The organism is Acetobacter nitrogenifigens DSM 23921 = NBRC 105050, assembly GCF_000429165.1.
In the GTDB taxonomy this organism is placed as follows: domain Bacteria; phylum Pseudomonadota; class Alphaproteobacteria; order Acetobacterales; family Acetobacteraceae; genus Acetobacter; species Acetobacter nitrogenifigens.
The window spans coordinates 67,507-83,124 of the sequence record NZ_AUBI01000011.1 but is presented as its reverse complement, the minus strand read 5'-3'; the positions used below and the strand labels follow the sequence as shown (position 1 = coordinate 83,124).

The following is a 15,618-nucleotide window of genomic DNA, read 5'->3' as shown; positions in this document are numbered from 1 at the left end:
CGACTCCTCGTTCTCTGGACTCCTATCCCGCCCGCAATGCTGACATAACCGGCAGTGTGCGGACGCGACGCCCCGACGCTGCGAAAATTGCATTCACCAACGCTGGCGCTGCAGCAGCCGTGCCGGTTTCGCCGATCCCGCCGGGGTCTTCCGCGCTCGGGACGATATGAACTTCGATCTTCGGCGCCTCGTTCATGCGAATCAAACGCCACTGATTGAAATTTCTTTCCTGAACACGGCCTTTTTCGAGCGTAATTTCGTTGAACAACGCTGTCCCGAGACCGAAGATCATCCCGCCCTCGATCTGGGCCACGATCTGATCGGGGTTCACCGGTTGCCCGCAATCCACCGCCACAGTCACCTTCACGACCCGAACTGCGACAGGATCGCTCATATCGACCTCGACAACCGTGCCGAGATACGAACCAAACAAAAACTGCGCCGCGACGCCACGGCCATGTCCGGGCGGCAACGGAGAACCCCACCCGGCTTTCTCAGCCGCCAGATCGAGAACCGCCCTCGCGCGGGGATGTTCGCGGATCAGTTCCCGACGATAAGCGACGGGATCGACCCCGGCTTTCTCTGCAAGTTCGTCGATAAAGCTCTCGACCACGAACAGGCCGCGCGTTCCCCCGACCCCACGCCACCAGGCCGTGACGACTCCGGGCGCCTCGCGCCGGACATAGTCGAGGCGCGAGGTTGGATAAGTATAGGGCGTGATGGCGATCGCCGCCGCGAGATCCTCGTCAAAGCCGTTAGGCGACAGGCCCGCAGGCTCCCAGCGGGCGACTACGGCTGGCCCCACCACGCGAAACTCCATCGCCGTAATCCGCCCGCGCGCATCGAGGCCTGCGCGCGCTCGATCAACATAAGCGGGGCGGTAACGGTCGAGCGTGACGTCTTCCTCCCTGCTCCAGACGATTTTCAGCGGATACGAAACCTGGCGAGCGAACTGCGCCGCCTGCGTGACATACTCGTGCTCCAGCCGTCGGCCGAAACCGCCGCCGATATACTGGCCATGCAGCTTCACTGATTCTTTCGGCAAGCCTGTGATCGTCGCAACGGAATCGCGCGCCCATATCGGCACCTGTGTTCCGACCCACACATCGGCGCCGTCCGGGCGCACATGGATCGCGCAGTTGATCGGCTCCATCGTGGAATGCGCGAGCAGCGGCTGCTGATAAACGGCCTCAAATCGCGAAGCAGCGCTCTGCATCACCGCTGCTGCGTCGCCACTGCTTTTCGCCACGATCGGGTGCGGGTCGTTCAGTCCGTCATGCAGTTCGGCGTAGACGCGGGCGGTGTCCACCGTCGCGTTCGCGCCCTCCGACCATGTGACGGCCAGCGCCTCCAGCCCCTTCTTCGCCGCCCAGTAATGATCGCCGACGACGCAGACCGCGTTGTCGATCTTCAGCACCTCGCGGACCCCCGGAACCTTCAGCGCGGCTTCACGGTCCATACCCCGCACAACGCCGCCCATGACGGGACAGGCGCTGACAGTCGCGAACTTCATTCCCGGCACGCGCACGTCGATGCCGTAGACCGCCTTCGCCTCGACCTTGGCGCGGCTGTCCACGCGATGGCGCGCTCGGCCGATCAGCTTCCAGGCCTCCGACTTGCGCAGCGGCGGGTTCTTGGGCGGAGACAGCCGCCCAGCCTCCGCCGCAACCTCAGCATAGGTCAGCGTGCGCCCAGTCGGGTCGTGGTGAATGACGGCTGCGTTGGTCGAGCACTCTTCAACAGGACATTTCCAGCGTTCCGCCGCGGCCTGCACCAGCATGATGCGGGCTGCCGCGCCCGCCTGCCGCAGGGACGTCCATTCGAACACGGTGGACGTCGAACCGCCTGTGGCCTGTGTGCCCATATCCTGCGCGACATAAGCGTCGTCCGGTGGCGCTGCCTCCAGCGCCACCTGATCAGGTTCGACGTCCAGTTCTTCGGCGATCAGGACCACTGACCCGGTGTAAATACCCTGTCCCATCTCGACATTCGGCAAAATCAGAGTGATTCCACTTGCGTTTGACGCTGCGGTCTCAGGCGCCGCGATGCGGATATAGGCGTTCGGCGTGAAAGCGACTCCTGACGGTTCGGTCAGCACCCCTTCGTACAATCCAGACGGACGTTGCGCCGAAGAAGAGCGCGGCAGCAGACCTGCCACGATCAGCCCGGCGCCCCCGGCGAGCAGTCTGCGACGAGAAGTGGTGGACGGGGAGGGAGCAATACACGTCATGGAGCGCGCTCCATGCGTAACGTGCCGCCTATGAGCGGATTGTTGAAAAACGCTCCATAACCGCGCATCGCAGTGCTGTCGCATCGGGCAGCCGGACGGCTTTCGGAATCAGTCTCTCTGGAGCCGTACTGCTGCGTCATGCGCGAAGAACCCGGTTTGTGTCAGCGCCGCCCCGCATGGACTTCTCGTCGGCATGCATGCTGTTCGCGCTCCATCCTGCTCTATCATTAACAGAGCGAACAGGTCTGTCGACATAAGAGTAGGGAGGCGCTTCGAGACTACAAATCACTAAATATTATCGTTTAAATATTTTTACACATTTAATTTGTGATTAAGCGTTGACTCCCAACATATTTCACGCGAGGTTGTCGCAGTCAGTCCAGACGGGCAAGACGGAGACAAAACCATGATGAAGCGAATGTGCCCCGCAAGGCGATGTAGCGCCTGATCCCTCATTCAGCCGCCCCGCGTTCGGCGGGTCCGCTGCCGTGGGAATTCATCCGTTTTCAATTCGTTATCGGATTTTCCGAACCCGTATCAGGGATTTTTGACATGCAAACTTCAACGATTGTCGAGGTCGACGGCGTATTCGTCGGCGCTGCTGTTCGCCGCTTCGACGCGGAGGCGCCCCGGTTTTACGCGACCCATGACAGCGTGCGCGCTCTTCATGATGAAATTTCGCCCGATATCGCCACTCTGACAGCGAGGGTCGCGCATCAGTTTCGACGCGCCCGGTCCCTCGGCTACGGATCGGTCGGCAGAAACTGATCCTTTCCGCCACGATGAGCCCCACGGGCGCATTGCACTATCGAAAATCGTAAAACGGACACGCGGTGTAAAGGGAGACAGGCATTGATGACACGGCGCACATCTTCCCTAAATCTCCGGCCTGACCGCACTTCGTCGTCAGGCGCGGTCTCAGTCGTCGGTTCATGCCGATCCGGTAACGCCACGGCCGCCGATGACGCACGCACTGCCGAGGTAAATCTGTGGAGCATCTTCGCCGTTGCCGGGGGAGTTCTGGCTTTGGCGATCGCCCTTGGCCTGCATACCCCGCCGACCTTGCAAGATCTCGGCGACGCGACGGCGAGTTTTTTTACGCTGTAGGCGCCGCTATCCAATAACTGCGGCGACGCTCAAGGTCCGGCGCCTCACCTGCGGCCGATCCGACTTAATCCGCCAGTAAACCTTCCCCGCCATCATACGTTACACAATGAGGCGTCAAGCGGAAGGGCACACCACGATATGGAGTTTCAGGATCATGACCCGGCGAGGGAAGTCCAACTTCATGCAACAACGGAAATCAAGACGCTACGCAAACACCTGAAGCAATTTGCTTCCACTGACCCCGTTGTTTTGGCGTGGGCTGAGCATTGCGCGGCGAATCTGGCTGAAGATAATCAGACAACGGAAGATATGATCCGCCTGTCCGCTACAGTTCTGGGACTGATTCTGGACGCTGATCTTGAGGCCCGGGCAAGAGTCCGGCAGAGCATGCCTCACGAATGGTGCGCAGCGCTGTAACTGTCAGGCTGATCGCTTTTTCAATCGGGCAGTTCGAACTGTCGCATGTTCCGACTGAATGTCCTGCGTCGTGGTGGAAACACCCGCGACCGATAATCGGCGCCGAAAAATCGGTGTCGGGCGGAGTGGCCTGAACCACCCCACCCGACAATGAAAAGTCAGTCCTGGTTGCCCGAACGCTCGCGCTTCTTGCGCTCGTGCGGATCGAGGTAACGCTTGCGCAGACGCACTGCGGACGGCGTGACCTCCACAAGTTCGTCATCCTCAATATACGCGATCGCCTGCTCGAGGCTCATCTTGCGTGGCGGAATCAGAAGCAGAGCCTCGTCCTTGCCTGCGGCGCGGATGTTGGTCAGCTTCTTCTCGCGAACCGAGTTCACTTCCAGATCATTCTCGCGCGAATGCTCGCCGATGATCATGCCGACATAGACCTTCTCGCCCGCCGTCACGAACAGCGTGCCACGATCCTGCAGCGAGAACAGCGAATACTGCGTCGTCACGCCGTCTTCCGACGAGATCAGCGAGCCGTTGCGGCGGCCTTCGATCGTTCCAGCGTATGGCTGATAACCTGCGAACAGACGGTTCATGACGCCCGTTCCGCGCGTATCGGTCAGGAACTCGCCGTGGTAGCCGATCAGGCCGCGCGACGGGATCAGGAACGTCAGGCGGATCTTGTCGCCGCCGGACGGACGCATGTCCTGCATCTGGCCCTTGCGCAGCGACATCTTCTCGACGACGACGCCCGAATACGGCTCGTCCACGTCGATCAGGACTTCCTCGAACGGCTCTTCGCGCTCGCCGGTCTCGGCGTTGGTCTGGAACAGCACGCGCGGACGACCGATCGTCAGCTCGAAGCCTTCACGACGCATCGTCTCGATCAGAACGCCAAGCTGAAGCTCGCCACGTCCGGCGACTTCGAACGCTTCGCTCTCCGGGCTCTCGGACACGCGAATGGCGATATTGCCTTCGGTTTCCTTGAACAGACGGTCGCGAATCTGGCGCGACGTGACCTTCTTGCCTTCGCGGCCGCCCAGCGGGCCGTCGTTCAGACGGAAGGTCATCGACAAGGTCGGCGGATCGACCGGGAGCGCCTTCAGGGCTTCGGTCACTTCCGGCGCTGCGATGGTTTCCGGGATCGTGGCGTCGGACAGACCGGCCACGGCGACGATGTCGCCAGCCTCGACCTCGTCCACCGGCACGCGCTCAAGACCGCGGAAGGACAGCAGCTTGGTCAGACGACCCGTCTCGACCACCGTGCCGTCTTCGCGCAGCACGCGAACCGGCATGTTCACCTTCGCACGCCCCTGTTCGACGCGGCCCGTCAGCACGCGGCCGAGGAAGTTGTCGGATTCGAGGATCGTCGCGATCATCGCGAACGGCTTGTCCTTGTCGAGGTTCGGCGCCGGCACATGGCGCAGCACCAGATCGAACATCGGGGACAGGTCCTTGCGCGGTCCGTCCAGCTCTTCATCCGCCCAGCCCTGACGACCGGACGCGTAGAGCATGGGGAAGTCGAGCTGCTTCTCGTCAGCGCCAAGCGACGCGAACAAGTCGAAAATTTCCTCGTGAACCTCGTCCGGGCGGGCGTCGCCACGGTCGATCTTGTTCACGACGACGATCGGGCGCAGGCCGCGAGCCAGCGCCTTGCCGACGACGAACTTCGTCTGCGGCAGCGCGCCTTCAGCCGAGTCGACCAGCACGATCGCGCCGTCCACCATGCTGAGGATGCGCTCGACCTCGCCGCCGAAGTCGGCGTGGCCCGGCGTGTCGATGATGTTGATCCGCGTGTCTTTCCACACCACCGACGTGCATTTGGCGAGGATGGTGATGCCACGTTCTTTTTCAAGATCGTTGCTGTCCATTGCGCGTTCCGCCACCTGCTGGTGTTCGTGGAACGCGCCTGACTGCTTGAGCAATTCATCGACGAGCGTGGTCTTGCCATGATCGACGTGAGCGATAATGGCGATATTGCGAATATCCATCGTAAGGCGGGCCTGATCTTTCCTGCGAGGGTCGCCGAGGGCGTAAGGCCGCACGACGGGTCGTCTTTGCCCGCCGTCCATAGAGGCGAGCGGCCCGGATTGCACGCGAAAGTTTATGGCGCCGGTTTTGCGCAGCGTCCTGAAGCATGTCCGCCGCCTGCCGCCGAGGCGACCTGACGGCGCTTTCGCGCAGTTCGTTCCACCCCGGCCTCCGTGACTGTTTACGTCGTCCGAGTCGAGTGCGCCTGATCCATCTGCCTTGCGGCCTGATGCAGGCGCTACGCCTACAGCGTCGACGCATCCGGCGGAGACATGCCGCGCGGAGGCGCGCCAGCGACGTCCACGCGGAAGGCGAAAAGCCCACCGGTCTGCGGTTCGGCGTGCAGCAGATCGTCCGCCAGACCCTTGCGCGCCGTGGTGACAAAGACCGTTCTAAAATCCGGGCCGCCGAACGCCACTTTGGTCACGTTACGCGCCGGGATCACAATTGGCTCAAGACGGCCGCCTTCCGGCGTCAACCTTTCGATACGACCGCCGCCCCAGATCCCGACCCACAATACGCCTGCGCTGTCCATGGCGAGCCCGTCGGGCGCTCCGTCGGCAAAGTGGCGAAATACACGGCGGCCGGACAAACCGCCCTCCGGCGACAGATCAAAAGCGTAAATAGTCCCCAGCGCGGAGTCACAATGATACAGCGTGCGGCCATCGGGCGAGGCCGCCGGTCCGTTGCTGACGGTGTAGCCGCCGTGATGGTGGCGCAAACCCGCGTCCAGGCTTCCACCAATGCTATAGAGCGAGCCGCTAGCGGTTGTTTCGGCGTCGTCCATTGTGCCGAACCATAACCGGCCATACGGGTCGACATGACCGTCATTGATGCGGTTGCCCGGCTGATCGCGCTCGACGGACAGCGCGAGTGAGAACCGCCCGGTCGCGGGATCGAAGCGGTACAGCCCGTCCTCCAGTCCGCACAGCAACGAACCATCGGTCGTCGGTGTGAGGAAACAGGGCCTCGCCGGTGCCGCCCACGAAGCGCTCCGACCCGTGGCCGGGTCATAACGATGAACCGCCCGCCCCAAAATATCGACGAAGTAGAGGCTTTTATCCGCCTCGATCCAGATGGGACCTTCACCCAACTCTGCGCGCAGATCCCACACGCACACGGGCTGGAACAGGGCGTGAGGGCCATCCTTCAGAGGCGCCGGGACGCCGTCATGCCGAGCGCTCATACCTACTTCCTTCCCATCAACTGGACGCCATATGTCAGCCACGAGGAAAACGGACTCCCTCGACAGCGGTTGCCGCAGCAGATCGTCGATTACGCAACAAGCCCCTCGTCGGAAAGCCCCACTTTCCGGCCGGATGGGTTACCGGCAGATACGCCCATGACTGGAATGGACATGCGCCGGAATAGGAAATAGGTATCATTCGCAACATCGCGCTTGCATTACGTTAGCATTCCCCTGTCGCCCAACTGGCGGAACCATTCAGATCATGCGTCTTAACGACCTTTCGCGCGGAGCCAGCGCGATCATAGACCATATCGAAGATCGCGAACCCGGCGACCCCGTGGCGTTGCGTCTGCGCGAGCTGGGCTTCGTGCCGGGCGAGCCCGTGCGCGTCGTTGCAGTCGCGCCTTTTGGCGGAGATCCACTCGCCGTGAAAATCGGCTTCACCCGCTTCGCTCTTCGGCGTGCGGAAGCCGCGCGCGTGCTTCTCAGGGACGCTGCCTGACCATGGACGCGGTGGTGCGCGAACGGACGTTGCGGGCGGCGCTGGTCGGCAACCCGAACTGCGGCAAGACGGCGCTGTTCAACCAGTTGACCGGCAGTCGGCAGAAAGTCGCGAACTACGCCGGCGTCACGGTCGAGCGCAAGGAGGGACGGCTGACGACGGCTTCTGGACTGGCCGTGCGTCTGCTCGACCTGCCGGGGGCTTACAGCCTCAACGCCACCAGCCCTGACGAGGCCGTGACACGCGACGTCTGCGCCGGACGTTATCGCGGCGAGGCTGCGCCCGACCTGCTGATCTGCGTGCTCGACGCGACCAACCTGCGCCTGCATCTTCGCTTCGCCCTCGACGTCCGCCAGCTTGGGCGACCGATGATCGTCGTCATCAACATGATCGACGCCGCCCGCCAGCAGGGACTCGAAATCGACATCGCACGGCTGCAGGCCGACCTGGGCGTTCCGGTCGTGACAGCAATCGCCGTTCGACGCGGGGGAGCGTCGGAAGTGCTCGCCGCCCTAGACCATCCCCTGCCGCCACCACCGCCCGTCCTTCCGCCCGACGCCGATTTCCACGCCGTCGTGCGAAAGCTTCTGCAGGATGCCGTCTCCCGTCCCGCCACCGCCTCCGAAGCGTTCGAGGAGAGGCTTGATCGGTGGGTGCTTCATCCTGTCTGGGGCATGGCGATCCTGATCGCGCTCATGTTCCTGATGTTTCAGGCCGTGTTTTCATGGGCGCAGCCGCTCATGGACGGCGTGCAGGCGCTTGTGGACCAGTTCGGCGAACTGGTGCGGGGCGTTCTGCCGGATGGCGTGCTGCAGGGTCTGCTCGTCGACGGCGTGATTGCAGGCGCGGGTACGGTGGTCGTGTTCCTGCCTCAGATTCTGATCCTGTTCCTGTGGATTCTTACGCTGGAAGAATCCGGTTATCTGCCGCGCGCCGCGTTTCTGCTCGACCGGCTTATGGCGTCCGCAGGTCTCTCCGGCCGGTCTTTCATCCCTCTGCTGTCCAGCTTCGCCTGCGCCGTTCCGGGCATCATGGCGACGCGCACTATCCAGAATCCGCGCGACCGACTGGTGACGATCCTGATCGCGCCGCTGATGACGTGCTCCGCGCGCCTGCCGATTTACACATTGCTGATCGCCGCCTTCATCCCCCGAAAGACCGTGTGGGGAATTTTCAATCTGCAAGGCGTCGTGCTGTTCGCGCTCTATATCGCCGGGATCGTCAGCGCGATGGCCGTCGCGCGCATCCTCAAGCGCGGCGAGCGGGCCAGCGAACACCCGTTGTTGCTTGAGTTGCCCGCCTATCGCGCGCCCGGCCTGCGCGATCTGGCGCTCGGCCTGTGGCAGCGCGCGTCGACGTTCCTGTCCCGCGTCGGCACAATTATCGTAACGCTGAGCGTGCTGCTCTGGGCGCTGTCCAGTTTTCCGGCGGCCCCGGCGGGCGCGACAGGACCGGCGATCGATTACAGTCTCGCTGGCCATATCGGTCGGTGGATGCTGCCGATCTTCGCGCCGATAGGCTTCAACTGGCAAATTTGCGTGGCCTTGATCCCCGGCCTTGCGGCGCGCGAGGTCGCTGTCAGCGCGTTGGCCACGGTTTACGCCGTCGGCGCCTCGGAAGCTGACGCGGCGGCGCAGCTTACCCCCCTGCTCTCCTCGCAATGGAGCATCGGGACGGCGCTGTCGTTATTGGCGTGGTACGTTTTCGCGCCGCAATGCTTCTCAACGCTCGCCGTCATTCGACGCGAGACAGGGACCTGGAAAGTCGTCATCATAGCAGCCGCCTATCTTTTCGGCCTCGCTTACGCCGCGTCCTTCATCACGTGGCGCATAGCTCTGGCCTTTGGAGGAGGACCGTCATGATCGAAACTGCGATCGTCGTCGTCGTCGTCGCCTGCTGCAGCTTCTACTGGCTGGGGCGCCTTGCGCCGTCCGCCGTTCGACCAGTCTGGCAGAGCCTCTCGCGCGCCCTGGCGAGCGTAGGGGCGCCTGCCCCCATGCAGCGCGCGGTCGCGGGGCGGCTTGGCGCACGATCCGGCGGGTGCGGCGCGTGCAAGGGTTGCGACAAGGGCGGCGGTTGTCACTGAGTAGCGGCATGCTCTCCTGCGGTTCCGCGTATGAAGCAGGATACGCGCGACGCAACGCGATCATCGCGCCCTACCGCATACGATCGCGTTCCGAACTGCGATCCGGCGTGGTTTGAGAAATTGTCTGCTTCCCTGAACAAGCTGGCCCTGTGCGCGCTGTCGGTCTGTCTGATAGCGGTCGGGTGCGCCGGTTCCGATGGTCCTCAACAGGAAAACGCGCGGTATCAAAAACGTCTCCATGCCTGCGGCGTGAATTTCGCCCACAACAAGACGCAGAGGGGACGTTGCCTGATGCAGGCCATGCGCGAACATTATTTGTGGAACAAACGGCACACCGCTTCGACAAGCCGTCGCTGAGCCCTTGGAGCTCCCGAACACGGTGGCGACGTGTCGCCGCAGGAGTCCGGACATCAGATCGCAACCGGAACTCGTTCGAAAATTCGTCCCCAATCCGGACGCCTGAAAGAAATATGGCCAGTCTGCTGGTGGGCGTCGCTTCAGCCCGCGTGACGTTACGCGAGGCAGGAAGAGCCGACTGCGCTCCATTTGCATGAACTCACAACGACGAAGTCGTGCGCGACACGCGCGGCAGGCGCGCACGATACGCACGTTTCGCTCAACATGCAGCGAGCCCACATGCATCACAGCGACGATGAATAATTGGGAGATACAAAAATAACTTTATGTTTTTGTTATAGATAATGAATATTAAAAAATATTTACATTTCCTGCAGAAATTTATGAAAAAATACAAGAGACCAACAGAAAATCGAATCAATATACGCAAGTATAATAGCTCACGATCCGCTCCAGAATTAGACGTCGTCGCATGACGTAACCACTGAGACCTCTTCAGGAGGGAGGCAGATCATGAATATTCCAGCTAAAGGCATAGCCTGTGCGGTGCTGTTGGCGCTTCTGAGCGGATGCGCGGCCGATGGCGGGCAGAATGCTTTCTCCGCCTTGCCGCCACAGGCTGGGGATTTTTTTATCGCCCCTGATGGTTCCACCATTCCTTAAACGGGGCGCACGTTTTCAGGCCCCGGCGCAACGTCCGACGCATTGAAACCGAATTCCAACATGAGGGGAACGGCAACATGCATCTGTCTGCGGCGGTTCACTACGAGGCGGCCAGTCGGGTCTCGTCGTAGCAAAGCCAGCGTGCTCTGAATATTCACGCCCTTATGGCCACTGTTTCTCGACGGCCCTCTCTACCGCCGCAGCGATGAACTCTCGTCCATGCCGTGTCAGATGCCCCCAACCGGCAAACAGATAGGTCTGATCCGCGTCCGGCGCTGCATAGTGCTCGGGGCCGCATGAATAGTCGTGGTTGGCGCAACCGTCTTCGTGAATATGCGCAAATTGTCGCCCCTCGACCCGCTCGGCCTCCCCTTTCACCAGCGCATCGACATCGAACGGCAGGACACGCCCGTCCTTTGGCAGGGAAAGAGCCAGTTCGGCGTTGTAAGCGTTGGTCAACCGTGTCGCGATTTTTAATCCGTCCTTCGTCAGGCCGGGTTGAAACGGCGTGATTCCGTCATCAATATTGTTGAGCACGACAATACGCCGCGCGCCCGCCGACAACATTCTGCCGACAAGCGCACCCTCCTCCCTCGCAGCCTTTCGGATACGCGACTCGGCTCGGGCGTAAGCAGCGCTGCTCAACCCCTCACCCGTCGTAAACGCGCGCTGTTCAACGGCGTCAAATTCGGACGAATTTTTCTGAAATGGTTTGGAAATGTCGTTGATTCCGATCCACACGATCACAGTCTGCGACGGATCAAACCCATGATGCGCGGCAAGGTGGGCGTCCAGTTGAGCTGTGACCGACAACGGTATGCGATCGGGGCCGTCTCCCGATATGGTCACCCGCGACCCGCCCTCCGCGTAATTCAGACCGCCCATGACCCGTTTTATGTGTTCGCCGTCGGAATACAGGTACGCCGTCTGATCATCGCCATATCGACGTGCGAAAAGCTGACTCCACGACGAGCCCGGCGTCGTTCCGAAAATGAAGCCGTATGTTCCGGCGTCGCTCCAGCTGTCGCCAAACGTGACGACGGTGGACGCCTCAGGCTCCGCTGCACTGGCGTAAACGGCCTGCAAACCAAAGAGAAGGCAGGCCAGTCTGCACGAGCCCCGCAACCCTATGCGTTTTCTTACAGTCGACATTCCCGCCCTCTTTTGAAGTTCGTTCATAGTGGTCTCGAAGCTCTCACTCTCGCTTGTCGCAGCATGTCTGGAGCGCGTTAGACCATAGTCAGACGCGCGCTTCCTCCCACACACATTCGACGGTCGCCATATGCGCCGGCTCAAGTCGTTCCACTCACGTCTGTTCATGGATATAGCTCCAACGCTCGCCACAACCGCGCTCATCATGAGTCTGGCGGCCTTGAGACGGCCGGATCGAGCGAGCGACACGAAAAATCTGAATGGACCGACGCTGATCGTCATGTGAAATATATCCGGATACGGAATGATCTCGGCAATCCACCAGACCGGAAAGAGAGGTTGTTCGAAAACTTCAGACGCATCAGGCCCGGGCGCCAGATCCGGCGGCGCCGTCACGTCGCGTTCGGCATCCCGCGCTGCGCCAACGAGATAGCGCCGCGCTTTACACCTGGCGCCTCACCGGCGGGACGAACTGTCAAAACGATCCCGCAGCCCGTCGCCAAGGCAGTTCAACCCGATGACCGCCGCAGCGATCGCAAGTCCGGGAAACAGGCACGGCCAGAAGGCGGCCCCCAGCGCGTTGCGCCCGTCGCTCATCATCGTGCCCCATTCGGGCAGCGGCGGCTGCGCGCCAAGGCCGAGGAACGAGAGAGAGGCCGCCGAGAGCACGACGGTGCCGCTGCTCAGCGTCGCCTGCACGAGAAGCGGCGTCGCCGCGTTCGGAAGAATATGAAGGAACAGGATGCGCGCGCGGCTTGCGCCGAGCACCTGTAACGCCTCGACCCAGACGGAATGGCGCAGGCTTACCGTCAGGTTGCGAGCGAGCCTGATGTAAACCGGGATCGAAAAAGCCGCGATCGCCAACAGGGCGTGAAAGAGGCCCGGCCCCATCAGACTCACGACCAGCAACGCCAGAATGAGACCGGGAAAAGCGAATACCACGTCTGACACGGTCATGATCGCGCTGTCCAGCCATGCGGGCGCCATACCGGCGCAGAGTCCGACCGGGACGCCGACGCCCGCCGCGACCACAAGGCTGACGACGATTTCCATGATCGTCAGACGCAGGCCATACACCAGCCGCAGCAGGATATCGCGCCCAAAGGCGTCGGTCCCACAAGGATGGCTCCATGACGGCGGTTGCAAAACGTGAAACAGATCCTGCACCGCCGGATCGCCGCCAAGCAGCATCGGGCCGAACAGCGCCGCCAACGCTGCGACGCCGCACAGCACGGCGCCAATGAGCAGTTCCGGCTCCTTCGCACCTGGAAGCGCCGGGAAACGTCGCAACAGACGCGCGAGGCGTTGAATGCCCATTGTGATCATGCGCTCCGCGCCTTCGGATCGAACTGCGCGATCACGCCTTCAGCCAGAAGATTCGCAAGCAGAACGCCCAGAACAGACAAAAGCGTGACGCCCTGAATGACCGGATAATCTCGGTAACGGACGGAATCCACCAGCAACCTGCCGACGCCCGGCCAGTCGAACACGGTCTCGGTAACGACCGCGCCGCTGATCAGACCTCCGAGATTCAGCGCGACGACTGTGATCACCGGCGCCAGCGCGTTCCGCAACGCATGCCGCGTGATTGTCGTCCACGGTGAAAGTCCCTTGGCGCGGGCAGTGCGTATGTAATCCTGACGCAGGACTTCCCGCACCCCGGCGCGCGTCATCCGCACGATCATGGCCATTGGCAGCAGCGACAGAACCAGCGCCGGAAGAACATAATGCCGCCAGTCGCCTGCGCCCATCAGCGGCAGCCAGCGAAGTCGTACGGCGAAAACCTCCATACCCAGCAACGCCACCCAGAATCCGGCCAGTGAGGCGCCGACCAGCGTCGCGGCCATCAGCAGCCTGTCGCCCCACGAACCCTCTCGCGCTGCTGCGAAGGCGCCGCCCGGCACGCCGACGAGCAGGGCCAGCAGATAGGCAAGGCCGCCAAGCGCCAGCGAATACGGCAGGCGTTCGATGATAACCGTCGAAACCGGCGAGCCGTCCCGCAGCGAAATTCCAAAATCGCCATGCGCGGCGCGCTCCAGAAAGTGGAGATATTGCGCCCCCAACGGCTGATCAAGGCCTAGCCGCGCCCGCAGCTCCATGATCGTGCTTTCGGGCGCCTGCGGTCCGGCCATCAGCCGCGCAGGATCGCCGGGAAGAGCGTGAATGGCCACGAACACGGCGGCGGACACGCCCAGCATGATGAGCGGCAGCGCGGCGGCGCGACGCAAAAGTCGGCTCATTGCGCCTGCGCCCGTCGTGCGTCGACGACCCGGATGCTGCCTTCCGTCGCCGCCCAAACCCCGGAAATTCCGTTACGCACGCCGTAAAGTGTGTCGCGTGTGAACAGCGGCACGATCGGCGCGTCCCGATCAAGCGTGGACTGAATGGCGAGCAGAGTTTCGTGGCGACTTGCTGGCTGATTGTCCTGCGCCGCAGCGTCGATCATCCTGTCGATATCCGCGTTATTATAAAAACCAAGGTTCGCGCCATGCGGCGCGGAATTCCCGGTGGTGTACAAAGGCCGCAACTGCAGGTCGGAGACATACGGCGCGGACCATGACGTCAGCGCCATGCCAGTCTCCTCCCGCGCCTTCTCCTCCGGCGGAGCGAAGGCGGACTGCACCCAGACTCCGGCTTCCTGCCGGCGAATGCTCAGTACAACGCCCAATGGCCTCCACATGGCCTGCAACGCCTCGGCTATCGGCTCCTCCGGCTCTTGCACGACGACAGAAACGGAGAATCCTTTTTCTTGACCTGCTTCTTTCAACAACGCTCGCGCCATGTCGATCCGCGCCCGATCTTCCCCTGCCCCGCATGGCAGGGCGTCCGGAATATCCGGCGTCAGCGCGTGGCACGCGGGCGCGCCGAACCCGTCGAGCAATCCGGCCACAAGCGCACGCCGGTCTATCGCCAGACCCAGCGCCCGGCGCACTCTTGCGTCATCAAGTGGTTTCAGACGCGTATTCAACGCCAGCCAGAACAACGCAGCGCTGCGCTGCCGCTTCACGGTAGCCAGAGCCGCCGCCGACTGACCCGGTGCGTAAACGCGGGCGAAGACGGGCGCCAGCGGAATGACCACATCGGCGTCCCCGGTCTGCAACGCCATGTTGAGCACGGACGGTTCAGGCGACCACCGCCAGTCGATGGCGGCGATTGCGGGCACGACGCCCCAATAGCCGGAGTTGCGCGTGGCGAATACGTCCTCCCCCGCCCTCCAAGAGACGAAGCGGAACGGCCCCGTGCCGTCGGCGCGGCGGGAAAGCTCGCCTGCCTCCACTGCGACGGGCGAAACGATCGCCGACTGCACAAGTGTAACGAGCGACAGGAAATCAGCGTAGGGACGCGCAAGGGTCACGACAACCGTCTCCCCGTCCTGCCGCACGGACGCAATGACCGCGCGATAGACGCTGGCGCCCGCCAACGCGACTTTCCGATCAATCAGGCGCTGAAGAGAACGGGTGACGGCGGCCGCGTCACATGGCGCGCCGTCATGAAAGCGCACACCGGGACGTATGGAGAAGGTCCAGACGAGACGATCGGCGGACGGACGCCATGACGTCGCCAGACCCGGTTGAATCGTCCCCCGAGCGTCCCGTTTCAACAGCGTTTCGTAGAACGGTTCAAGAACTGATGCTGTTTCGGTTGCGTTCTGATCGGCCGGATCCATGGTCCGCGGCGGTTCGGACAGCATGACGGTTAGCGGCGCGTCGTCCGCCGCACGAGCTGCGAAGGGGGCAAGCAGCGCGACGCACACAAGGCCAGCCGTGAATCGTAACACCAATTGCCTCGCTGGCGGGTCAGATTTGGCGCAACAGCCAAAACAATCACGCCCCTTTGGTTAACAAAGTTAGTCTATTGACAGCGATCTGGTTTATCAATCGAAATAAGGTCGC

At 62.3% G+C, this 15,618-nt stretch carries 16 protein-coding genes; 8 read left to right on the top strand and 8 right to left on the bottom strand.

Annotation, left to right across the window (positions count from 1 at the left end; genetic code table 11):
• Positions 1–22 precede the first annotated feature (22 nt).
• Together G442_RS0112975 and G442_RS25130 are read right to left on the bottom strand one after the other, a co-directional pair.
• Positions 23–2,230: a xanthine dehydrogenase family protein molybdopterin-binding subunit gene (locus tag G442_RS0112975; protein ID WP_026398338.1), complete on the bottom strand. Its 2,208-nt coding sequence runs from the start codon at positions 2,228–2,230 to the stop codon at positions 23–25.
• Positions 2,227–2,370, bottom strand: coding sequence for a hypothetical protein (locus G442_RS25130; protein ID WP_154660375.1), 144 nt, complete (start codon positions 2,368–2,370; stop codon positions 2,227–2,229). Before G442_RS25130 ends, G442_RS0112975 begins: the two co-directional genes overlap by 4 nt.
• Positions 2,371–2,782: 412 nt before the next feature.
• Between G442_RS25130 and G442_RS0112965 the strand changes: the two genes are divergently transcribed.
• From G442_RS0112965 to G442_RS0112955, 3 genes are all read left to right on the top strand, one after another.
• Positions 2,783–2,998: a hypothetical protein gene (locus G442_RS0112965; RefSeq protein WP_026398337.1), complete on the top strand. Its 216-nt coding sequence runs from the start codon at positions 2,783–2,785 to the stop codon at positions 2,996–2,998.
• Between the two features lie 87 nt (positions 2,999–3,085).
• Positions 3,086–3,337 carry a hypothetical protein gene (locus G442_RS0112960; RefSeq protein ID WP_026398336.1) on the top strand — a complete coding sequence of 84 codons (252 nt, stop codon included), beginning with the start codon at positions 3,086–3,088 and terminating at the stop codon, positions 3,335–3,337.
• Positions 3,338–3,475: 138 nt separating this feature from the next.
• The gene (locus G442_RS0112955) at positions 3,476–3,754 is read left to right on the top strand and encodes a hypothetical protein (protein ID WP_026398335.1); all 279 of its coding nucleotides are present in this window, start codon (positions 3,476–3,478) and stop codon (positions 3,752–3,754) included.
• 158 nt (positions 3,755–3,912) lie between these two features.
• Here the strand turns inward: G442_RS0112955 and typA are convergent, their stop codons facing one another.
• Both typA and G442_RS22235 read right to left on the bottom strand, forming a co-directional pair.
• Positions 3,913–5,736 (bottom strand): translational GTPase TypA, encoded by a 1,824-nt coding sequence (gene typA / locus G442_RS0112950; protein WP_026398334.1) that lies wholly within the window; start codon positions 5,734–5,736, stop codon positions 3,913–3,915.
• Positions 5,737–6,020: 284 nt separating this feature from the next.
• The gene (locus G442_RS22235; RefSeq protein ID WP_084440584.1) at positions 6,021–6,962 is read right to left on the bottom strand and encodes an SMP-30/gluconolactonase/LRE family protein; all 942 of its coding nucleotides are present in this window, start codon (positions 6,960–6,962) and stop codon (positions 6,021–6,023) included.
• Between the two features lie 265 nt (positions 6,963–7,227).
• On the opposite strand from G442_RS22235, the gene G442_RS0112940 reads away from it, so the two are divergent.
• From G442_RS0112940 to G442_RS25125, 5 genes are all read left to right on the top strand, one after another.
• Positions 7,228–7,467, top strand: a complete 240-nt coding sequence (locus G442_RS0112940; RefSeq protein ID WP_026398333.1) for a FeoA family protein — start codon at positions 7,228–7,230, stop codon at positions 7,465–7,467.
• Between the two features lie 2 nt (positions 7,468–7,469).
• The gene (gene feoB / locus G442_RS0112935; RefSeq protein ID WP_026398332.1) at positions 7,470–9,329 is read left to right on the top strand and encodes a ferrous iron transport protein B; all 1,860 of its coding nucleotides are present in this window, start codon (positions 7,470–7,472) and stop codon (positions 9,327–9,329) included.
• Entirely contained in the window at positions 9,326–9,553 is a 228-nt protein-coding gene (locus G442_RS22230; protein WP_035376614.1) for a DUF6587 family protein, read from the top strand. The genes feoB and G442_RS22230 overlap by 4 nt, the downstream gene beginning before the upstream one ends.
• A 30-nt stretch (positions 9,554–9,583) precedes the next feature.
• A complete protein-coding gene (locus G442_RS0112925) occupies positions 9,584–9,910 on the top strand; it encodes a hypothetical protein (protein ID WP_026398331.1) in 327 nt (108 codons plus the stop codon).
• Between the two features lie 513 nt (positions 9,911–10,423).
• A complete protein-coding gene (locus tag G442_RS25125; RefSeq protein WP_154660374.1) occupies positions 10,424–10,573 on the top strand; it encodes a hypothetical protein in 150 nt (49 codons plus the stop codon).
• Between the two features lie 162 nt (positions 10,574–10,735).
• On the opposite strand, the gene G442_RS0112915 is transcribed toward G442_RS25125, so the two are convergent.
• The 4 genes from G442_RS0112915 to G442_RS0112900 all read right to left on the bottom strand — a co-directional run bounded on the left by G442_RS0112915 (position 10,736) and on the right by G442_RS0112900 (position 15,503).
• A complete protein-coding gene (locus G442_RS0112915; protein WP_154660373.1) occupies positions 10,736–11,752 on the bottom strand; it encodes an SGNH/GDSL hydrolase family protein in 1,017 nt (338 codons plus the stop codon).
• A gap of 429 nt (positions 11,753–12,181) precedes the next feature.
• Positions 12,182–13,051, bottom strand: a complete 870-nt coding sequence (locus G442_RS0112910) for an ABC transporter permease (protein ID WP_035376613.1) — start codon at positions 13,049–13,051, stop codon at positions 12,182–12,184.
• A complete protein-coding gene (locus G442_RS0112905) occupies positions 13,048–13,965 on the bottom strand; it encodes an ABC transporter permease (protein ID WP_026398328.1) in 918 nt (305 codons plus the stop codon). Before G442_RS0112905 ends, G442_RS0112910 begins: the two co-directional genes overlap by 4 nt.
• On the bottom strand, positions 13,962–15,503 hold the full coding sequence (locus G442_RS0112900) for an ABC transporter substrate-binding protein (protein ID WP_026398327.1): 1,542 nt from the start codon (positions 15,501–15,503) through the stop codon (positions 13,962–13,964). Before G442_RS0112900 ends, G442_RS0112905 begins: the two co-directional genes overlap by 4 nt.
• Between the last annotated feature and the right edge of the window lie 115 nt (positions 15,504–15,618).